Source organism: Neorhizobium sp. USDA 3394, from assembly GCF_056280385.1.
Map to the genome: position 1 here is coordinate 653,490 of NZ_JBWCDU010000002.1, position 19,821 is coordinate 673,310.

A 19,821-nucleotide genomic window follows, 5' to 3' on the forward strand; every position below is an offset into this window, starting at 1 on the left:
GTTAGGCAGTCGCGCATTTCAAAAGGCTGCGAGATCGCGCCACTCTTCCGTTGTGCCCAGGAAAGAGCATCGTGTGCCCTTATTTCGTCTCGCATGCCTTGCCGTTGAGACCTGCTTTACAGCAGGTCTTCAATCCTGATGGGTAGATGTCGTACACGTCTGCCGGTCGCATTGTAGACGGCATTGACGACGGCTGCGGCAGCTCCGACCATTGCGACTTCGCCAAGACCCTTGACGCCGGACATGTTGAGCTTGAAGTCCGGTTGATCGATGAAATCGACATCGATTGCGCCGATGTCGGCGTTGACCGGCACGACATATTCAGCAAGGTCATTGTTGAGCACACCGCCGAAGCGGGGGTCTGTTTCACCGGCCTCGCGCAAAGCCGCGCCAATACCCCAGACGACACCGCCTCTGACCTGGCTTTCCGCCGTGCGCCGGTTCATGACCCGGCCGCAGTCGGCAACACTGACGACGCGTTTGACACGCGCGCGCCCGGTCGATGTCTCCACGTGAACTTCAGCAAAATGGGCGATCCAGCTGAAGGCCATGAAGTCTGGATATTCAGGCCCGGTGGTTGAGGGGATACCCCGGCGCAATTGCTCGATCACCTGCCCGTCCTTGCCGAGTGGGATCGTATTGACTGTGACTTCCAAGGAGGGGCGGCGGGTGCGGGCAAGCTGGACATGGACCGGTTCTTCCGACAATGGCGCGCCGGTTAGAACGCTAAGCTCTTCGCGCAGTTTCAAGGCGGCGCTTCGCGCTGCCGGCGCGACGCTTCCCGTTCCCCATGAGCCCGCGGTGATATGCTGCGGCGCATGTCCGGTATCTCCGATCCGGATATCGAGCCTGGTTGGGTCCACGCCGAGAATTTCGATCAGCTCCGCGGCGATGACGCTACGAATGCCCTGTCCCATCTCGTGGCCGGATGTGGCGATCTCACATCGTCCGCTTGCCGAGAGACGAAGTGTCGTAACAGCTGCCGTCATCGATCCTTTGTAGCTCCCACAGGCAACACCGAGGCCGATGCGGTCGCCATTCTCTGCTACCAAGGAGCCAGGTTCGCGGGCTCGTCGGCTCCAGTCGAACAGCTCCGCCCCGCGTCTTAGACAACCAACGAGATGACGAGAAGAAAATGGCTTGCCAGTAATCAGGTCGTTTTGAGCGTCGTTGTGGATGCGGAGCTCGACGGGATCCATCCCGACAGCCTCAGCCAACTCATCCAATGCGCATTCGGTAGCGTAACTAGAGGGATGCTCATGCGGGGCACGCTGATGGCCGGGCGTTTGGGTGTCGACCCGGATGATCCGGTCGCTTCCTGCCCAGGCACCATATTCGTACATGCGAGGAGGATTGGCGCCGTGATCACACGCGAACCCATCATACCGACTGTTTTGCTGGACCGTTTCATAAAGGCCTGCCAGGAGGCGCCCTTGTTCGTCCGCCCCGAGCCGAACCCGGTGACGGCTTCTGGGGCGATAGGATGCCGTATGAAACAATTGACCGCGCGGCATCACGAGTTTCACGGGACGGCGCAGTAGAATGGCGGCGCTTGCAACCAGCACGCTCTGCTCCTGAATGCCGTTCTTCTGGCCGAAGCCACCGCCTGTGTAGGGGCTTACGCCGCGCAGCCGTTTCGGCTCCATCCCCATCATCCCTGCAAGGCCGCCGGCAAAAGCTGACGCCGCCTGGGTGCCCTCATAGATCCGGAGTTCACCATCCTCGAATGCGGCGGTCGTCGAGATCAGCTCGATCGGATTGTGATGCTGTTGGGGATGCACGTACTCGACATCAATGCGATGATCGGCAGTAGCAAAGGCTGCCTGCGCATCACCGGAGGACAGCTGGCGATCGGGCTCCGGCTCCGGACTGGCAAGATCATCCTCCATGTGGGTGCTGAATGCCTCTTCGGCGTAGCGGACCTTGATGGCTTCCGCGCCCTCGATGGCGGCCTCCAACGTTTCGGCGACCACCAGGGCGACCGGTTCGCCCCGGTGGCGCACGACCGGGCTCGTCATCGGCTGATGGCCTTTGCCGGGCTGACCATAGGCACCGCGAGCGGCAGGTGTCGTCTTGATCTGCGAGAAATCCTCATGCGTGAAGATGCGCACGACGCCTGGCACATCTTCAGCGGCAGTTGCGTCGATCGCTTCAATACGTCCCTTGGCGATTGTCGCTGGAACCGTCATCGCATGAAGCAGACCGGCGATCGGCTGATCTGCTGCGTATAGTGCTCGACCCAGCACTTTTTCAAAAGCATCGACCCGAGGGCGGTCAGTAGTGCGTTCCTGCGTCATTGCATCTTCCTTCCAGCTGTCATGATGGCGTCGGCAAGGGTGCGAGCACCGAGTTCAATCTTGAACGCGTTGTGCGCGCCGGGTCGGGCATCGGCGAATGCCGCTCTGCCGGCAGCCAGCGCAATCTCTGGTTCGATAGACCGGCCCGTCAGAATCTCCTCCGCCTCGCGTGCCCGCCAAGGCCGGGTGGCAACGCCGCCAAGTGCAATATGCGCCTGTCGCACGCGATCCCCATCCATCGCTAGCGCCACGGCTGCCGAGGCCAGGGCAAACGCATAGGATTCTCGGTCGCGCACTTTGAGATAGGTTGAGTTTTTGCCCGCGTCTGTCTTGGGCACAGAAATACCGGTCACGATCTCGCCGGCTTCTATCGAGAACTCGAGATGGGGCGTGTCACCGGGCAACCGATAGAATGCGGAGATTGGAACCGACCGTGTACCGGCGGGACCCCCGATCTCTATCGTTGCGTCCATTGCTGTCAGTGCGACGGGCCAGTCACCCGGGGACACGGCGGTGCAAGCGGCACTGATGCCGAGCACGGCCTGGCCGCGGTCCACGCCGCCGATCGCTGCGCATCCGGAGCCGGGCTCTCGCTTGTTGCAGGGGTAGGCACCGATTGCGCCGTTCCTGAAATAAGGACAACGGGTGCGCTGCAGGAGGTTGCCGCCGACGCTCGCCATGTTGCGCAGCTGCTGAGAGGCGGCTTTCGAGAGGCTCTCGGCCAGAACCGGATAGTCACGGCGCACGACCTCATCTTCGGCAACATCGGCCATGCGGGCTCCGGCACCAAAGAACAGAACGTCGCCGCTGGTCTCGATCCGATCGCCTCCCTCAAGAGAGGCGATATCGATCAGGTGCGCGGGGCGCTCGACACCCAGCTTCATCAGGTCGTAGAGAGTGGTTCCGCCAGCGATATAGCGAGCACCTTCGCCTGCCGCCGCAAAGGCTTCGGTCGCTTCGCTGACAGTTTTGGCGCGGATGTAGGATAACGATCTCATGTTCAGCTCCGCTCAATCAGGGGAGCTGCCTGCGCGATCGCGGCGACAATGCCGACATAAGCTCCGCATCGACAGATGTTGCCGCTCATATATTCCCGGATCTCCTCGGGCGTAGACGCATGACCTTCCTTGACGCAGGCGATTGCCGCCATGATCTGGCCGGGCGTGCAGTAGCCGCATTGCAGGGCGTCGTGGTCAATGAAGGCCTGCTGCATGGGATGTAGAGCGTCCGCGCGGCCGATACCTTCGATGGTCGTGACATCACGGCCATCGACTTTGGCGGCAAGCGTCAGACAGGAGGCGACCCTGCGCCCGTCTATGTGGACAGTGCAGGCGCCGCATTGGCCATGGTCGCATCCCTTTTTCGCACCAACCAAGCCCAGTCGCTCGCGCAGCATATCCAGCAAGGATGCCCGCGCATCAATTTCCAGTGCACTCGGCTGGCCGTTGACGTGGAAGCTCACCTGAACTGTCGCGCCGTTTTCCCGTGTTGGCTGCGGACTGGGCGCTTGGGCTTGCGCAGCTACTGGCAGCAACCCGGACACCGAGACAATCGTTCCAGCCTCTAAGACCTGTCGCCGGGTGATCTCAAGAAACTGCCTATCGTGCGTGTGTGACATGTGGATTTCGTCTCCTGTTGGGTTGCAACAATGCTGGCGTCATCCGTTCCGGCCTAAACCGAAACCGCATATTCCTTTCAACGTAAGTCAGGCCAGCCGGGAGGATTAGCCCGCAAATATCGCGCGGACTGATTAGCTCCACTTAGCAATGGCTTTATGTGCACCGGCCGTAGCTGGGCGCGCGAAGTTCGCGTTGCCGTCAGGAAATCGAAAAGCCGGCATTCATTGCGCCATTGAGGAATGGCAGGCGCTGTGTCGGCGTGCCAGATAAGGCGAGCATGGCATTCGCCACCGCTGGCGCGATCGGCGCCACTCCCGGCTCACCCATTCCAGTCGGCTTGTTGTCAGACGCGACGATATAGGTTTCGACAGCGGGCATCTCGTTCATTCGCAAGACTGGGTATCGGTCAAAGTTTGTCTGTTGTACCAGTCCATCCTTGAGCGTGATCTCGCCGTAAAAGGCCGCGGACAGGCCAAAACCGATACTTCCTTCCATCTGAGCCGCGATCTGATCCGTCGCAACCGCGATTCCGCAATCGACGACGGCCACAACGCGACGCACGATCGGCCGGCCATCGAGCAGCGTAACTTCAGCAACCTGGCCAACGATCGTTCCGAACGCCTGGTGGATCGCCATGCCCCGCGCCCACCCCGCTTCGAGTGGGGTATCCCAGCCGGCCCTGGCGTAAAGCTCGTCCAGTACCGCCAGCCGACGCGTATCGCCAGCCTTCTGATATAGAAAACGACGGTAGGAGACTGGATCCTTACCCGCCCGGCGCGCCAGCTGATCCACGATGTGCTCCATCACCATGGCGGTATGCGAATTGCCGACCGAGCGCCAAAACCCGACAGTGACTGGAAACGCCGGCGTGAAAATCTTGCCATCGACAGTTGTCGCGGTGGAAAGATTAGGCGAGTCTGCGATACCCTCGGTCGCCGTAAAATTCGGGGCGAGGGGAAGCAGGTTCTGGCAAACCGAATGGACCCGCCAGCGCTCGGGAAACCCGTCCGAGCCTACCTGAACCCATACCCGATGATGTGACATTGGCCGGAAGTAACCCATCCTCATATCGTCCTCGCGGCTCCAGATCAGCTTGACGGAGCGACCCTCGACCCGCTTTGCGATCCGCACGCACTCGACGACATAGTCAGAGCTCATTCCACCGCGGCGGCCGAACGAACCGCCTGCAGGGATCACCTCGATGTCGACCCGGCCCGGAACGGTCCGAGCAGTAAGTGCTGCCTGAACCTGATCGACTGTTACCAGATGAGCGCCCGATGTTATTGCAACATCCCAGCCGTCGACCTTGGCGACGCAATTGAGTGTCTCCATCGGCGCATGTGCAAGATAAGGGAAATCAAAGGCGAACTCGACAACATCACCGTCGAAAGGCGCTTCCGGCGTGTCACCCTTAGTCTGGAAACGGCCGGGCTTGACATCGGTACGCCCGGCTGCGATGTCACGGAAATATGCCACAAGGTCGGGAGACGAACGCGTCTCGGCTTCGCTGTCGTCCCATTCGATACGCAATGCATCGCGCCCACGCTTGGCGGCAAACGTCGTCTCGGCAAGGACGGCAACGCCCGTCTCGATGGCGAACACATGTCTGACGCCCCTTACCTTCAGAGCGTCCGATGCATCGAACCGCATCAGTTTTCCGCCAAAGCGGGGACTATGGGCTACCATTGCGATGAGTAAGTCCGGACGCTGGATATCCTGCGTATAGACCTGGGCACCTGTGCTCTTCGGCAGGCTGTCCTTTCGGCGCACGCGCTCCGTGCCGATTAACCGATAGTCTTCTCGGCGTTTCAGGATCGGCGTCTCTGGCGGAGTTTGCCGGGATGCGTCGGCCAGAAGCTCGACGAAGGTCGCGGTTCGGTTGGAGCCAGGATGGGATAGGGTACCGTCGCGGACAACGATGCCACTGCCTTGCACGCCCCAGCGAGCGGCTGCCGCCTGCACGAACATAGCGCGTGCTGCAGCACCCGCATTCCGCATCAGATCCCAGTTTGAGGCGATCGAATTTGAACCGGCTGTCATTTGCACGCCGTAGGCGCGGAAGTTGCTGCGCGCGTTGACCACGCGCACCTTGTCCCAATCCGCGTCGAGTTCTTCCGCGACGATCGCGGCGAGCCCAGCGTGAATGCCTTGGCCGAGTTCCTGCTGTTTGTTGACGATCGTCACCCAGCCGTCATCGGTGATGCGGATAAATGGTCCGAAGGCGCTTGGCTCCGGGTCGTCGCCGCCGCCTTGCAGGACGGCGCCGATAGCCTGCATCGGGTTGGTTGCGGCGTAGCCCACCACGAGCGCCCCACCGATCATCGATCCACCCAGGATCAAGCGTCGACGGGTCATCCGAAATCGTGGCTTCCTGTCTTGGGCGTCGGTCACGGACATTCTCCTATTGTCAATCCTGCTCTCACTTGAGCCTACTCACTGTGGGCACGCTGCGCCCGCATCGAGCCAAGCCTTGATCAATGACCCGAAGGCTTCCTGAGTGCCGGGGGCGGGCTTGCGGTTCGCGCCCGGATGCCAGGCCCAGCCCACCAGTTCGTCTTGCGCCATGTGATGAAGCAGTTCCTCGCGGGTCATATGCGAACGTGCCGGATCGAGGAGCTGCCTGCAGATGTCGCCGAGCGTCTTGCCTTGCCAAGCCATCTCGATCGGCGCGAGCCTCCACTTGGGGTTCCCCGGTACACCCGACGCCTCAAAGTTTTCGGCCTGATGGCAGGTTGAGCAACGAAGCGTCGGGGGCCCTCCGCCGTCGGCGCCACGTGTGACCCAGGGCGTATGCGGGCGCATCGCGTCTGTCTGGGTGGGTCGGTCAGTTCGTGGATGACAGTTCGTGCAGCGTGGGTGCTCGATCACACGGCCGGCTTCCGTGAATAGCGCCACAGACCTCGCGGTCGGGTCGGTAATCGCATTGAAGTCTGAAACCTCGCGCAAACGATCAAGTTCAGCGGGCTGCAGTCTAGCCAAAATTGTTTGTGTCTGCGGCATGGTACGGGGATAAAGGGCGTAGACGAGGCCCGCGGCAGCCGCGACAAAAATTATCCCGAATATCGACGCAAACGCGACTTTGACCCGGCGACGCCATCTTCCCTTTTTGGACGGGGGTGGGGTCATGTCGGCGCACCGAGCTTTGCCGCCGCATCGTGGATGGCCGCGCGAATTCGAGTGTAGGTGGCGCAGCGACAGAGGTTACCGCTCATCGCAATGTCAATGTCCTGATCCGTAGGCTGTTTATTCGCTCGCAGCAGTGCGATCGCGCTCATGATCTGACCGGATTGACAAAACCCACATTGCGGTACATCGCGCTCTACCCAGGCATCCCGAAGAGCTGCTGCTTCAGCGCCGTTCATGCCTTCGATTGTGGAAATCTGTGCCGACACGGCCGACCGTAATGGGACCGAACAGGATCGAGCTGGCCTCCCGTCGACATGGACGGTGCAGGCGCCGCACTGAGCTGCGCCACAGCCGTATTTTGTGCCCGTCAGCGACAGGTGATCGCGAAGCACCCACAGAAGCGGGGTTTCGCCATCTTCGTCAACATCATGGGTCCGGCCATTGACCGAGAGTGTAAAAGACATGGACTAAATCCCTCTGACAAAGGTAGTTTGGATCGTGCGCACCTGCTCGGACATACCCGATCCGACAAAAAACATGCCTAATCCTCGGCAGCTACAGTGTGATGCCACTCACGATTTTGGGACCCACGTGTGAGCGGTGAACATCAACGTGGCGCAGGCAATGAAAGCGCTTGCGGCCACGAACAGGGCCGATGCTGAGAGGTTGGCGCTCGCGGTGCGACTTTGCCAACCGGCACGGATGACGAATTCCGCGACAATCAAGTTCGGGATGCAGAAAAAGAAAACCATAAGGGCGTCGAACTAGTCGCTGAATTCCGCCATGGACCCGGAAAATCGCGACAGCAAAAACCAGGCACCATATTCTATACGATAGAGCCAGGAGCCGATGGTGAGGGCAAATAGGCGGATCGCCCAGGCACGGTGCGAAGAGTAACGGCCCGACCGCGCGTGGAGATAGGACATGGTTGCACTCAGCACCATGAGGCCGCCGCGAAGGCCGAACCCGACATCCATCAGAGTGCCGCCGATGGTGCCGTGCCCGACAATGAAAGCCAAACCTCCCACACCAGCTGCGGCGGCCGAAACCACATAGATCCGCCCGAGCCACCGGTGAAGCCGCGGGATGCTTCGCCGCAACCTGCCGAACCGGCCCCAGCAGGACGAGGATACTGCCGGCCACGAAATGGGCGCCGATGGCGATCGTCGACAGGCGCGATGACGGATCGTACAAACCGGGCAACGCCTCGTTCCATCGATAGGCTTCACCGCCAACGCGGATAGCGCCGAAAAAGCCAACGATGTAGGCGGCAAATATAAGCCGCTCAGCCAACACACCGCCACAAGCAATCGCGCGCTCCGGCTCGCATCCAGACTGTGAAAACTGCGGCGGTTTCCCGGGAAAGCCGTCATTGCGAGCGATACAAAACCATAGTCCGTCCGAGGAGCGGCGTCCACGCATAACCTCGCAGTTCGAGCGCACCATCTCGCATCGATGCCCGCCCTGAATAGGTGCGCCCCGACGTCCGTCGTAGAATTTGCCGTCTTCCCAACGGCGATCCTGTCGATCCCATCTCAGATCGGTGGGAAAAGTGATGCCCTCAAGCGAGCGGCCTCGTAGCTTTGGGTCGGGATTGTGGATGTCCTTTTTGAAGGTCTTTCCGTCCGCTTCCATCAGCCGATCGCCATAAATGACACGGGCAGCAAAGCTGCCACCGGCGTCGTATACTTCGAACTTGAAGTTGCCTTCCACTGTTTCCCAAACGCCCTCGATCTCGCTTGGCGACGAAGCTTGAGCGGCAGCCGCAGTGACCTGTAATCCCGTAATTCCAGCCGTTAGCATGACTGCTAGTGAGAACTTCTTGATTTTCGATTTCAGTATATCGACGTCCTTTTCCGTTTAAGGAGAAAAACTACGGCCGGGGCGCACGCTGTAGAATGTCGAAAACCTCAAATTATGTGCCTGATCGTCCGAGGCTGATACTTCGGTAGCTTTGCCGCCTCGCCGCGGATCGTTGGTTTCTTGTCGTATCGAGGGCTGCCCGCCCCGATTATCGCGGAGCCTGAGGATAAGGAAGTTTATCCAGTGTGGCGTGGCGCAGAAATTGCTGGCCAGACGTACAGAGCCACAGCACCGCGCAGACCAGGACCTTCCTTTGGGAACCTCGGGCCATGGTGGGATGTCCGAGGCCTGCCTGCCTCAACCAGAACAAAAAGAGCCATCCAGATCGCGTTGATGCTCACCAAGACGGGTTTTGCCGACCATTAAACAACAGATTCCGACGGGTTGGTGCGAGCGCTCTCCGCGGTCGTCGTCGGCTGATACGGTAGACGGCTGCAGGTGGAATATTGGCGAAGGTCCAGCCGATATACGTCGCCTTCAGGCCGAGACGGTCGAGCAAGGGTCTGGCGATCGGGCATTTCGGGCCGTAAGTGAACTGGTAGAATGCTCCACCCGGACGAAGATGCGAGAATGCCCCCTCCAAGATGGCATGCACTTTGCGTAATGGCATCGATAGAAGAGGAAGGCCACTGACGACAGCACCTACAGGCGCTAAGGCATGAAGCGACAACTTGCGCAACTGAGCAGCATCCATCTGGACGATTTTTGCTCTTGGGAAGCGATCGCTAAGTTGGTTGGCAAACTCAGCACCATACTCGACCAGCACGAGATTCTCTTCAGCGACACCTCGATCCAGCAATGCTTCCGTAAAAACGCCTGTTCCCGGACCCAGCTCAATGACCGTGCCTGTGTCCGCAGAAATTTCGGTTGTCATGAGTGAAGACAACGCGCGCCCTGATGGGGTAACCGAGGCGACGCGAAGAGGCGCGGAAAGCCACGCCCGAAAAAACAAAAAGGCATCGGCAGTCCTGTTCGTCATCGCTCGCGGGCTCCCGGTTTGACACGCATCGTATATCGTCGCTGAAGCCGCCATACCAAGGCCACAAGTCCCTCTGCGACAACCAGCAGGATCAGTATCTTCAGTGCGAGCGCGGATGAATTGATGCCGGGAATGGCCAAAACAGCGAGATAACCTGCGGCGATGAACAAGCCGTTCCACAAGACTATGCCGACTGCTACGCCAGCGACAAACCGTAGCGTACTTGTGCCTAAGAGCCCAGCCGCCACAGGCGCGATCAACCGCACCGTGGGAATGAGTTGCGACAGGATCGTCAGCGCTTGTTCCCGGTCGCGCAGGGAGGACAATGTCCAGTCAATGCGAGGTCGCGATAGACCCACCCAGCTGCCGACCGCGTAGAGAAGCGTTGCGGACCTCTTTCTCCCGATAACACGCACGAGAAAATAGAAACCGAGGGCGCCCATGAAACTCCCGAGCGTCGTTGCGATGACGGCGGTGTGGAGGGACCAAAGACCGTCGGCGGCGATACCGATGGCAACGAGAACACCATAGGAGGGCAGGGCAGGCAGGAAGCGCTCGGCCAGCCCGATCGCGAAGAGACCGAATATGCCGTATATCGCAATCCAGTCGACAAGATTTCCGAGCGGGTCCATCTCTTACGCGTCCCGCGCGAGCCTTGTCGCGCCCGGGCCAGAGAGCTCCAGGGTCGGAGCCTGCGCGTTGAAGGAGATGCCCGTGAGCTTTTCCGAGGTTTCCCAAAGCTTTTGCGCCACGTGCTTTTCCAGCGCCTGGCGCGGGATTTGTGCTTCCGTTGGATGTCCACGCGTCTCGCTGAGCCTGTCGGGACCGTAATAGCCGCCGCCTCGGGCTTCTGCGGATGTTGCCGCAAACAAGGTCGGCAGCGCGCCTTGTGCAACCGGCTGGAACAGAAACCACATGAACGACCTGAGGAAGCCTTGAACGCTGCGTCGACTAGGGCCGTTGTGGAGGAGATCCGTGCGCGATACGCCTGGGTGGGCAGCGATGCTGGTGATACCCCAACCCGCTTCCTCGCTCCGCCGGTGCAGTTCGAACGCAAACATCAGGCAGGCCAGTTTCGACTGAGTGTAAACAGGCATCGGCTTATAGCCACGCTCCGCTTGCAGGTCGTCGAAATTGATTGCGGCGCCTGCGCTTCGAACAGCAATGCTGGAAAGCGTGACGACCCGCGGGTCTTGTGCTCGCATGAGCAGCGGCAGGAGGTGGCCTGTCAGAGCAAAGTGTCCGAGGTAGTTGGTGCCGAACTGTAGTTCGAAACCATCCTTGGTTGTCTCGCGCGTCGGCGGCGTCATGACACCGGCGTTGTTGATGAGAACATCGATATGGTCGCGGGTTTCTTTGAGCCTTTTGCAGAGCGCCTCGATCGATGCGAGGCTGGCGAGGTCGACGATTTCCAGAGTGACAGATGCCTTGGGTGCCTTTTCCTTGACGCGCCGGATAGCATCGGCACCCTTGGTCGGATCGCGCCCTGCGATGATCACGTCAGCACCGGCTTGGGCCAGCGCAAGTGCATCTTCGAAGCCTAGACCACCAGTTCCGGTGATCAGGATCGTCCGGCCCTTTTGAGGTGGCATATCATTGAGTGTCCACGATTTTGTCATAGTCAGTCCTTCGTTTCTTTGGGGCGAAATGTCCGCCGAAGACGCATTGTTTGGGGGACGTCTTCGGCGGACAGGAGATCGCTTGGGGTGAAGCGACCTTTCACGGATTCGGAATGGGGCGGTTCCGGGATCCGAGCTTATGGGGTGGCGTCGATCGGTTTGCTGAGAGGCGGCTTTGGCGGGACCTCACGCGTCCGCTGCATCCAGCCGGGATATTCGGGAGCAAGCCTGCTGACGGCGTCCAGCTCGGCGATCTCATTGGCGCTCAGCGTAATCTCCGAGGACCCGATACTGTCATCGAGCTGCGCGATCGTCTTCGCGCCGACGATGACGCTTGCGACGTGCGGCTGGTGCAGCAGCCACGCCAGCGCAATTCTTGCGACGCTGACACCTTTGCCGGCGCCAATGCGTTCCATCACGTCGATCACGTCGTAAGCTCGATCCATAGCGACCGGGGGGAAATCGAAAGTGGTCCGGCGACTACCTTCCTCGCCCTGCTTGTCGCGGCCGAACTTGCCGCTCAGCAGCCCGCCGGCAAGCGGGCTCCAAACCAGAAGACCAAGTTTCTCGGCCTTGATGAGAGGAACGATCTCCCGCTCGATATCGCGACCTGCAAGCGTGTAGTAGTTCTGCGAGGTGGCAATCTTCGCGATCTGAAGGCGTTCACTGTGGCCCAGCGCCCTCGCCATCTGCCAGGCCGACCAGTTCGACACACCCACATAGCGAACCAGACCCCGCTGGACAAGCGCGTCCAATGCGGCAAGGCTTTCCTCGATCGGCGTTACATTGTCGACGTTATGGAGCTGGTAAAGATCGATGTGATCCACCTGTAGCCGTCTCAGACTGGCTTTGACGCTATCGAAGATGTGGCCGCGCGAATTGCCGGTGTCGTTTGGGCCCTGGCCCATCGGTCCGCAGACCTTGGTTGCGATAACCACCTCTTCTCGCCGAACACCGAGGTTTCTGAGCGACTGACCAACGATCTCTTCTGCGACGCCACCGGAGTAGATATCGGCAGTGTCGATGAAGTTGATGCCATGTTCGAGCGCGCGGGCGATCAGTCGCTGAGCGTCGTCCTGCTGGACGTTGCCCATAGTGGCCCATACCCCTTTGCCGCCGAATGTCATCGTGCCCAAGCAGAGCTCCGAGACGAAGAGGCCGGTATTTCCGAGTGTGTTATATTTCATGACGAGGGTGTCCTGTAAGAGTATCCGGTCGCGAACGGCTTCGGCGCAGGGAAGCGTCAGCCCGCATCGATCAGGCGATGCCGCCTGAAGAGTTTTGAGATGCTGCAGACGTGATGAGTAAGCTGCGTTTCGTGCTCAGTTCCGGCGGAGGAACGTGCCGACACGACGGTTTGCGACGAGCAGGGCAAAGCCCGACAAAACGCTCGCCAAAGGCACGATCAACAAGCCAAGGCCGAGGCCGTTTGAAATATCGGCTGCGCTGGCAGCATCGCTGACAATGCCAACGATCAGAGGGCCAAGCGCAGGCCCGAGGAGGCCGCTTCCGATCATGACGAGGCTGGTCGCCTGCGCCTGACGTCCTGTACCGGCGATCAGATGCGAGGCGCCGAAGCCCCACGGCAGCATGAAGGAAAATGACAGCATTCCAGGCACGAACAGCGCAATGGACATCCAGCCGGTCGGTGCAAATAGCGCCACCGTCGTCGTTATGCTGGCGATCAGGAATAGAATGGCCGGAGGACCGAGCACCTTGCCGGTGCCTGAACGAACAGCGAAATCAAACCATCGGCCGCCGCCCAGTGTACCGATGATCCCCATCAATCCTTGCAACATGCCGAACGAAACGCCGACTTCTGTCGCGGTAAAACCGTAGGTACGGATCAGAAACGGTATGGAGAAGGCGTAGAAAGGCGCGCCTGCGAAGCCCAGGAAAATGGTGCCCACGAACAACCAGCGGAATGCCGGAGACGACAGCAGGTCAACGCTGGTTCGCAAGAAGGGTTCGTCGCGAGAGGCGGTTGTCGGAAGTGGAGAGGTGGGGCCGGCAACGACGATGGCCAACAGCCCGATCAGGGTTCCGATAGCTCCAGCACCGATCAAAACGACGCGCCAGCCGAAAACATCCGCGATCGCACCGCCGGCGGCAAAGCCCACCATGGTGCCCAACGGGATGCCCATTGCGAACAGACCGATCGCAAGACCGCGCCGCTCCGGGCCAATTTTGCGGACGATGAGAGCGTGGCCCGCGGGGATCGCGCCGGCCTCGCCGAACGCGACGCCGAAGCGCGTGAGGGCCAGGAACATGAAACTGGCGGCAAAACCTCCGAGTGTCGTCATGACGCTCCAGATCAGGACGCAGGACACCAGTACGAGCCGGGGAGAGCCCCGATCTGCCGCTCGGGCGAGCGGCAATGAGAGGAGTGCGTAGCAGACTGCAAACGCAAGGCCGGTGAGCAGGCCCATTTGGGTGTCGGTCAGCGACAGGTCTGCTTTGATCTTTTCCGCCAGGATGAACGGCAATATTCGATCGATCTGGGAGAACGCGTTGATCAGCAGGAGCACAATGCATAGGGCGGCCATTCGCAGGCCTTTGGCATACTCCCGGGAAGCGGCAGCAGGCGGCGCTCGTGTCTCTAGGGGGTCTCTTGACCGGGCGACGATTTCTGTCATCTTGAGGTCACTCCTCGCTTGGTTGCACCCTTAAGCTAGATGGAGTGTCCAATGACCAGAATGCCCGAACCTTCAAGAAACTTGCCTATTCCTGCAGGAGAGGCGATGATGCCGGCGAGGAACCACGTCTTGCAGTGGCCCCTGAAACAGCCGGAGCTCCGTTTGAATTCTCCATTGCTATCTGCCGTAACGGCCTACATTGAAGACCAAGGTGGCGGGCAGGGCCTGTTTCCGACGGCCATAGAAGGCTTCAATATCGTGCGCTCGTTTCAATCGATGATGCCCATGCGCAACATCTATCGGCCGTCGCTCTGCGTCGTCGTTGAGGGCGGCAAAGAACTGCAGCTTGGAGAGGAGCTGCTGCGCTACAGAACGATGGAATGCCTGGTCGTTAGCGTCGGCGTGCCAGCAACCGGTCAGATCGTCGAAGCGAGTGAGGAGACGCCATACGTTGGTGTGATGATTGACTTTGATGTGGCGACCGTAAGGGAAGTCCTCGAACAATTAGAGGCGCTCCCTCTGCAGTCGGAGGCATCAGGTCCGTGCGCTTTCGTCGCGAAGGTCGATCAGCCCTTGGAAGATTGCATCCTTCGTCTCGTTCGGTTGCTGGCGACACCGAAAGCGATTCCTGTTTTGGCACCTTCGATCGTCCGGGAGATCTGCTACTGGCTGTTGAGCGGGCCGCATGGCGGCGAAATCTGCAAGCTGGCCTTACCGGAATCGAACATTGAGCGCGTCGTCAGAGCTGTAGCAGTCCTGCATACCAATTTTGCGGAAACGCTTCGGGTGGAAGAACTGGCTGAGATTGCGCGGATGAGCCCGTCATCGTTTCATCAACATTTTAAGGCGCTGACAGCTATGACACCTCTGCAGTTTCAAAAACAACTTCGCCTGCTGGAGGCGCGCCGACTCATGGTAACTCAAGCTGCGAATGTCGCCGAGGCCGCCTACAAAGTAGGGTACGAAAGCCCCTCTCAGTTCAGTCGAGAATATTCCCGAACCTTTGGTATCGCGCCCAAGCAAGATGCCTTGAAACAACAACAACTCCAAGACCTATATGCTAGCCGTACCGTGCGTTCAGCGTAGTGCATTAGCGGAGTCGCCGATATAGGGAGAGTCAGCAGTACCACATGCGCTGCCGCCTCGGATTGCAGCTGGCTTCAATAAGCTGCCTTTGCGAGAACTTTAGCAGGGAAGATTTGTCTCGATCACATCAGGTGGCCAGATTAACGATTTCACCCACGATGGTGGCTCCACGCGCGTCTTCTGCAAATCGTTAATAGCTCCAGTGGCTTTTCCAAAAGGCGCGGCGTGGCGACGGTTCGGGTTGGTCCAAGAGCGTAAATGATAACATTGGCTTGTCCGAATCCGGTCACGGGCGCAAAAGCCTCAATCAACGCGCTACGCCGTACGGCGCGCTGAGCCTACTCAAGTGCTGATGCAGCCGATCGATGATGGCAGTGCGCGTACCAGATCGCCTTTCTAGCAGCCCAATCGGCCGCAATATCTGCGGTTCGCCAAAGGGTACCGAGACGATCGGAGCCGTAATGTCTCTCAACGCGATCCAGGGAACCACGGACACGCCGAGACCGTGAATAACGCAGGAGACCACCGACGCAATCGTGTCGATCTCGGCTATCAAGTTTGGCTCGACGCCGGTTTTTGCAAGCTCGGTCTCGATAATCTGGGCGAGCCTGAATTTACTGTTGAACCTGACATAAGGCAGCGTGGAAAGCATATCGAGGCCAGACATGTGTGGAGTGCCGTCAGGACCGATCACCAGTAGAGGTTCGTTGATAAACGGGTGCCACCTTAAGGCTGAAGGAATTCCGGAATATTCGGCGACCATCGCGCAATCCAGACGGCCTGACATGACATCGTTCATTAATTCATCCGTATTGGCGACCTGGAGCTTGATCCTGAGATCGGGATAGTCGGCCTTGAGGGCGACGATTGAGACAGGCAGTAGCGAAAGAGCACTTGAGCGAACAGAGCCGATCGTGAACGTGCCGCTTACGGCTCTGCCGGAGATAGCGTCAATGATGTTGTCTGCGCCACGAACCAGAGTACGTGCTGCTTCAAGCATCTGTAGACCATGGCCGTTAAGCGTGATGGGCCTGGTCGAGCGATCGAACAGGTCTCCGCTGACCTCCAATTCCAGTGCTTGCATCTGCTGACTGACTGCGGACGGGGTCAAACCTACGGCCTCGGCAGCCTTTGCAAAAGTTCCGTGCTCAGCTATCGCGATGAAGGTTTTGAGTTGTCGCGTATCCAAACCGACCTCCCACGCATTAAGTTTTCCTGTTCATCTTGGCCAGAATTATTCGCTTTAATCAAGGGTCCCTTATGTTACGTTCTCTTCAGGAGACGCCAGGAGGAACTTTGGCGTATGGGAGGACGGTGAAACGGTGCGAAAGCAGCGCCGCGTCCTCGCGCATTCCAGTTCGAGGTACGCATGGGAAGCCGAAACATCCTGGTCACTGGACCAGCCATCAATGAACAAGCCGTGAGCCTGATTGCCAGCAAAGGCTACCAGGTGTCTTACGTCCCCCCTTACACAAGCGAAGACGATTTGGTCCGCATCGTGACGGATCTCGACCCGGTGGGCGTCGTGGTGCGAATGGGGCGGTTCGGTTCTGCGGCGATTGAGGCTGCGCCTTCGCTCCGTGTCCTTTCGAAGCACGGTGTCGGCGTTGACAATATCGATGTGGACGCAGCGTCGCGCCGCGACATACCCGTTGTCGTCGCCGCTGGTGCGAATGCCCTTTCAGTCGCTGAACATGCGATTGCACTGCTCCTTTCCGTCGTAAAGCGGATCGTGCCACTCGACAGCAGCCTTCGCGCCGGGCGCTGGGAGAAGCCGGGCTTCTCCGGGAAGGAACTCGCCGGCATGACCATTGGTCTTGTCGGCTTCGGGGCGATCGCTCGCCATACCGCATCCTTTGCCAAGGGGTTAGGCTTAACGGTGCAGGCGTTCGACCCTTTTACCGACGAAGCGGGGTTTGCCGAAGCCGGAGTCGCCCGAGTAGCCGATGTCGACGACCTTATCGCGTCCTCCGATATTGTCAGCCTTCATTGCCCCCTTACTGCCGACACACGCAACCTGCTGGATGATCGGCGTCTGGGTATGATGAAGCCGGGCTCATTTGTCATCAACACCGCTCGGGGCGGCCTGATCGACGAGGAAGCGCTCCTTCGCGCCGTCGAGAGCGGACAGATCGCCGGGGCCGGGCTGGACACATTCCAAACTGAGCCGCCCGCGGACAATCACCCATTCTGGCAAAATCAGCGGATTGTCGTCACGCCGCATATCGGCGGCGTGACCCAGGAGGCGAACGTTCGGGTCGGGGTGGACGCGGTGGAAGGCATCTTCGCCATTGTGGAAGGACGTCCACTTGGTCGCGAGAGGATCGTTAACCACCGGGCACTGGCCAAGACGCCCGCCTTAGGCCTCACCAATTCAACAGCATAAGGAGACGACGTTGACCATAGGATTCAGGGTTCGAAACAGGGACAGGGTCATCGATCAGGAATGGATCGACAAGTTCAGGGAGCTTCCAGTCGCCAATATCAGCGACAGCATGCACCGCATGTATGCGGGCGGGGCCGAGCTTCGTCCGATGCACCGCGATGGCAAGCTCGTCGGTCGCGCACTGACTGTCAAAGCGCCTCCGGGCGACAACCTCATGCTGCACAAGGCGATGGACATGGCCGTGGACGGCGACGTCATTGTCATGGATGCCGGGGGCGATGTGACACACGCCCTGATGGGCGAGATGATGCTCGACTACGCTCATCGCCGTGGCGTCGTCGGTTTCGTTCTTAACGGTGCGATCCGTGATGCGGACGCTTTCCTCGAGATGAACATCCCCTCGTTCGCAGTCGGCGTCACCCATCGAGGCCCCTACAAAAACGGGCCGGGCGAGATCAACACTCCGATCGCCATTGGTGGAATGGTCATCATGCCCGGCGACCTGATCGTTGGCGACGCGGACGGCGTGGTGGTTGTTCCGATCGACGATGCCGCTGAAGTCTATGACAGGACGGTTGCCAAGCACGCAGCCGAGCAGAAGCAGATCGAGAATATCAAAGCGGGGACGCACAATCCGACATGGTTCAACGATGCCCTCGTCAAGGCCGGATGCGAGCTGCCAACGACAAACTAAACACCGCTGGCCGACGCTCCGGAGGGGAAACGTCGGCCAGTTATCGAGGCTCTGGAATAAACCGATCAACACTATCCTGGGAGGATAAGATGAAGCATCTGATTAGAAATACCGCTTTGGCGACGACGCTGCTCTTCGGCGCAGGCGTAGCACACGCCGACTGGCCCGCCGACCGTCCAATCGAGTTCATCGTGGCGTTCGCTCCGGGCGGTGGCACCGATGTGATGAACCGGACGCTGGCCCCTTTCGTCGAGAAAGAGTTGGGCGCGAAAATCACCATTCTAAACCGTCCCGGCGCTTCGGGCGAAATCGCCTATACCGCGATGACACAAGCCCGGCCCGACGGTTACACGGTTTCCTCGCTCAACACGCCCGGCTATCTAACGATGCAGATGGATCGCAAGGTTCGGTTCGATCCGACGAAGCTCTGCCTCGTTGCCCGTATCGTCGAAGACCCCGGCTCTTTCATTGTCCAGGCTAATTCCAAGTTCAACTCGCTCAAGGACCTCGTCGCCTACGCGAAGGAAAAACCGGGGGCCGTGACTGTCGGCACGACTGGCCTCGGAACCGACGAGCATCTTGCCATGCTCCAGTTGGAGAAGTCCGCAGGCATCGACCTGACGGCCGTTACCTTCAACGGCGCCAACGAAGCGCGCACCGCTCTTCTTGGTGGCCATGTCGATACGATCGGCATCAACGTCGGGGAGTTCGTGGGCAGCGACCACTCCGCGTTCAAGAACCTCGGCCAGTTTGCAGAAGAGCGCGCCACCATTGCTCCTGACCTTCCGACCGCAAAGGAGCAGGGGTTCGAAGTCCTGATGAGTTCTGAGCGCGGTATCGCAATGAGCTGCGACGTTCCCGAGGAAATCCGGACGAAGTTCTCAGCAGCGATCAAAAAGGCTCTCGACAATCCCGAGTTCCAGGCAAAGGCTAAGCAAATGTCGCTTGCCCTTTCCTATCGCTCATCCGAGGAGTGGAACAAGGAGCTTCCGGTACGCGGTGAGCGGTTGGGCGCGATCTGGAAACTGGCCAAGGAACAGAAGTGATGGCTGCTCCCGGCAAGGCTGGAGGAACCGGTAACCGGCCGGACCTCTTCACCGCCGCGCTCTTCATCGGATTTGGCGCGCTCGGCCTCTGGGCCGGGCGCGACCTGACCATGGGCACGGCGTCCGCCATGGGTCCAGGCTATCTCCCGAGAATAGTGTGCTGGCTCCTGATCATCATCGGTACTGCGATTGGCGGGTTCGGCGCGGTCCGGGCGCGTGTCGATATCGATAAACCGAGACTGTGGCCGCTTGTGATCATCTTGGCAGCCGTCGTCGGCTTCGCGTTCATCGCGGAATTCTTCGGTTTCGTTGCAGCTTCCGTCTGGCTGCTTCTTGTCGGCAGTATTGCCGACCGGGAGTCACGGGTCCGCGAAGTCATCTTGCTCACTGCCGGGCTGACAGCGTTCGGCGCTTTGGTCTTCATCGTCGGCCTCGGCGTCCAGATGCCGATCTGGCCGTTCTGAGGGAGG

18 protein-coding genes and 1 pseudogene are annotated in these 19,821 nt (G+C 59.6%); 5 read left to right on the plus strand and 14 right to left on the minus strand.

All coding sequences use genetic code 11. The annotated features are described in order from the left end of the window. Positions 1 to 116: 116 nt before the first annotated feature. The 13 genes and pseudogenes from ACZ9EJ_RS24685 to ACZ9EJ_RS24745 form a co-directional block, all read right to left on the minus strand. Positions 117 to 2,297: a xanthine dehydrogenase family protein molybdopterin-binding subunit gene (locus tag ACZ9EJ_RS24685; RefSeq protein ID WP_046642024.1), complete on the minus strand. Its 2,181-nt coding sequence runs from the start codon at positions 2,295 to 2,297 to the stop codon at positions 117 to 119. Beyond that, on the minus strand, positions 2,294 to 3,295 hold the full coding sequence (locus ACZ9EJ_RS24690) for an FAD binding domain-containing protein (RefSeq protein WP_046642026.1): 1,002 nt from the start codon (positions 3,293 to 3,295) through the stop codon (positions 2,294 to 2,296). Before ACZ9EJ_RS24690 ends, ACZ9EJ_RS24685 begins: the two co-directional genes overlap by 4 nt. Before the next feature lie 2 nt (positions 3,296 to 3,297). Continuing rightward, positions 3,298 to 3,915 (minus strand): (2Fe-2S)-binding protein, encoded by a 618-nt coding sequence (locus ACZ9EJ_RS24695; protein WP_046642027.1) that lies wholly within the window; start codon positions 3,913 to 3,915, stop codon positions 3,298 to 3,300. Between the two features lie 199 nt (positions 3,916 to 4,114). Beyond that, positions 4,115 to 6,307, minus strand: a complete 2,193-nt coding sequence (locus ACZ9EJ_RS24700) for a xanthine dehydrogenase family protein molybdopterin-binding subunit (protein WP_080955843.1) — start codon at positions 6,305 to 6,307, stop codon at positions 4,115 to 4,117. A gap of 42 nt (positions 6,308 to 6,349) precedes the next feature. Then, positions 6,350 to 7,042, minus strand: a complete 693-nt coding sequence (locus tag ACZ9EJ_RS24705; protein WP_046642030.1) for a hypothetical protein — start codon at positions 7,040 to 7,042, stop codon at positions 6,350 to 6,352. Further along, on the minus strand, positions 7,039 to 7,506 hold the full coding sequence (locus tag ACZ9EJ_RS24710; RefSeq protein ID WP_080955839.1) for a (2Fe-2S)-binding protein: 468 nt from the start codon (positions 7,504 to 7,506) through the stop codon (positions 7,039 to 7,041). The genes ACZ9EJ_RS24705 and ACZ9EJ_RS24710 overlap by 4 nt, the downstream gene beginning before the upstream one ends. 300 nt (positions 7,507 to 7,806) lie before the next feature. Beyond that, on the minus strand, positions 7,807 to 8,415 hold the full coding sequence (locus ACZ9EJ_RS24715; protein ID WP_255743376.1) for a DUF2306 domain-containing protein: 609 nt from the start codon (positions 8,413 to 8,415) through the stop codon (positions 7,807 to 7,809). Positions 8,416 to 8,575: 160 nt separating this feature from the next. Further along, positions 8,576 to 8,845, minus strand: a pseudogene (locus tag ACZ9EJ_RS24720) (DUF2147 domain-containing protein); the annotation flags it as partial. A 397-nt stretch (positions 8,846 to 9,242) separates the two neighbouring features. Next, positions 9,243 to 9,884 carry a class I SAM-dependent methyltransferase gene (locus tag ACZ9EJ_RS24725; protein ID WP_080955840.1) on the minus strand — a complete coding sequence of 214 codons (642 nt, stop codon included), beginning with the start codon at positions 9,882 to 9,884 and terminating at the stop codon, positions 9,243 to 9,245. After that, positions 9,881 to 10,516 carry a DedA family protein gene (locus tag ACZ9EJ_RS24730; protein WP_046642032.1) on the minus strand — a complete coding sequence of 212 codons (636 nt, stop codon included), beginning with the start codon at positions 10,514 to 10,516 and terminating at the stop codon, positions 9,881 to 9,883. The genes ACZ9EJ_RS24725 and ACZ9EJ_RS24730 overlap by 4 nt, the downstream gene beginning before the upstream one ends. Positions 10,517 to 10,519: 3 nt before the next feature. Continuing rightward, positions 10,520 to 11,503, minus strand: coding sequence for an SDR family oxidoreductase (locus ACZ9EJ_RS24735; protein WP_046642033.1), 984 nt, complete (start codon positions 11,501 to 11,503; stop codon positions 10,520 to 10,522). A gap of 137 nt (positions 11,504 to 11,640) precedes the next feature. Beyond that, positions 11,641 to 12,690, minus strand: coding sequence for an aldo/keto reductase (locus ACZ9EJ_RS24740; RefSeq protein WP_046642034.1), 1,050 nt, complete (start codon positions 12,688 to 12,690; stop codon positions 11,641 to 11,643). 135 nt (positions 12,691 to 12,825) lie between these two features. After that, complete coding sequence (locus ACZ9EJ_RS24745) at positions 12,826 to 14,139, minus strand: MFS transporter (RefSeq protein WP_080955841.1); 1,314 nt, start codon at positions 14,137 to 14,139, stop codon at positions 12,826 to 12,828. Positions 14,140 to 14,301: 162 nt separating this feature from the next. Between ACZ9EJ_RS24745 and ACZ9EJ_RS24750 the strand changes: the two genes are divergently transcribed. Continuing rightward, a complete protein-coding gene (locus ACZ9EJ_RS24750; RefSeq protein ID WP_255743375.1) occupies positions 14,302 to 15,225 on the plus strand; it encodes an AraC family transcriptional regulator in 924 nt (307 codons plus the stop codon). Positions 15,226 to 15,532: 307 nt separating this feature from the next. On the opposite strand, the gene ACZ9EJ_RS24755 is transcribed toward ACZ9EJ_RS24750, so the two are convergent. Next, a complete protein-coding gene (locus tag ACZ9EJ_RS24755; RefSeq protein ID WP_255743357.1) occupies positions 15,533 to 16,414 on the minus strand; it encodes a LysR family transcriptional regulator in 882 nt (293 codons plus the stop codon). Between the two features lie 180 nt (positions 16,415 to 16,594). Here ACZ9EJ_RS24755 and ACZ9EJ_RS24760 point away from each other — a divergent pair, with 180 nt between their 5' ends. The 4 genes from ACZ9EJ_RS24760 to ACZ9EJ_RS24775 all read left to right on the plus strand — a co-directional run bounded on the left by ACZ9EJ_RS24760 (position 16,595) and on the right by ACZ9EJ_RS24775 (position 19,815). After that, positions 16,595 to 17,611, plus strand: a complete 1,017-nt coding sequence (locus tag ACZ9EJ_RS24760) for a hydroxyacid dehydrogenase (RefSeq protein WP_046642526.1) — start codon at positions 16,595 to 16,597, stop codon at positions 17,609 to 17,611. Between the two features lie 10 nt (positions 17,612 to 17,621). Next, positions 17,622 to 18,305, plus strand: a complete 684-nt coding sequence (locus tag ACZ9EJ_RS24765; RefSeq protein ID WP_046642524.1) for an RraA family protein — start codon at positions 17,622 to 17,624, stop codon at positions 18,303 to 18,305. A gap of 116 nt (positions 18,306 to 18,421) precedes the next feature. Further along, the gene (locus tag ACZ9EJ_RS24770; RefSeq protein WP_255743356.1) at positions 18,422 to 19,351 is read left to right on the plus strand and encodes a tripartite tricarboxylate transporter substrate binding protein; all 930 of its coding nucleotides are present in this window, start codon (positions 18,422 to 18,424) and stop codon (positions 19,349 to 19,351) included. After that, complete coding sequence (locus tag ACZ9EJ_RS24775) at positions 19,351 to 19,815, plus strand: tripartite tricarboxylate transporter TctB family protein (RefSeq protein WP_046642521.1); 465 nt, start codon at positions 19,351 to 19,353, stop codon at positions 19,813 to 19,815. Before ACZ9EJ_RS24770 ends, ACZ9EJ_RS24775 begins: the two co-directional genes overlap by 1 nt. Positions 19,816 to 19,821: the final 6 nt, after the last annotated feature.

What these genes read in the sequence shown, in the direction of transcription:
- ACZ9EJ_RS24685 (WP_046642024.1), bottom strand. Translation starts at nt 2,297, where the DNA reads ATGACGCAGGAACGCACTACTGACCGCCCTCGGGTCGATGCTTTTGAA.
- ACZ9EJ_RS24690 (WP_046642026.1), bottom strand. Translation starts at nt 3,295, where the DNA reads ATGAGATCGTTATCCTACATCCGCGCCAAAACTGTCAGCGAAGCGACC.
- ACZ9EJ_RS24695 (WP_046642027.1), bottom strand. Translation starts at nt 3,915, where the DNA reads ATGTCACACACGCACGATAGGCAGTTTCTTGAGATCACCCGGCGACAG.
- ACZ9EJ_RS24705 (WP_046642030.1), bottom strand. Translation starts at nt 7,042, where the DNA reads ATGACCCCACCCCCGTCCAAAAAGGGAAGATGGCGTCGCCGGGTCAAA.
- ACZ9EJ_RS24710 (WP_080955839.1), bottom strand. Translation starts at nt 7,506, where the DNA reads ATGTCTTTTACACTCTCGGTCAATGGCCGGACCCATGATGTTGACGAA.
- ACZ9EJ_RS24715 (WP_255743376.1), bottom strand. Translation starts at nt 8,415, where the DNA reads ATGACGGCTTTCCCGGGAAACCGCCGCAGTTTTCACAGTCTGGATGCG.
- ACZ9EJ_RS24725 (WP_080955840.1), bottom strand. Translation starts at nt 9,884, where the DNA reads ATGACGAACAGGACTGCCGATGCCTTTTTGTTTTTTCGGGCGTGGCTT.
- ACZ9EJ_RS24730 (WP_046642032.1), bottom strand. Translation starts at nt 10,516, where the DNA reads ATGGACCCGCTCGGAAATCTTGTCGACTGGATTGCGATATACGGCATA.
- ACZ9EJ_RS24735 (WP_046642033.1), bottom strand. Translation starts at nt 11,503, where the DNA reads ATGACAAAATCGTGGACACTCAATGATATGCCACCTCAAAAGGGCCGG.
- ACZ9EJ_RS24740 (WP_046642034.1), bottom strand. Translation starts at nt 12,690, where the DNA reads ATGAAATATAACACACTCGGAAATACCGGCCTCTTCGTCTCGGAGCTC.
- ACZ9EJ_RS24745 (WP_080955841.1), bottom strand. Translation starts at nt 14,139, where the DNA reads ATGACAGAAATCGTCGCCCGGTCAAGAGACCCCCTAGAGACACGAGCG.
- ACZ9EJ_RS24760 (WP_046642526.1), top strand. Translation starts at nt 16,595, where the DNA reads ATGGGAAGCCGAAACATCCTGGTCACTGGACCAGCCATCAATGAACAA.
- ACZ9EJ_RS24775 (WP_046642521.1), top strand. Translation starts at nt 19,351, where the DNA reads ATGGCTGCTCCCGGCAAGGCTGGAGGAACCGGTAACCGGCCGGACCTC.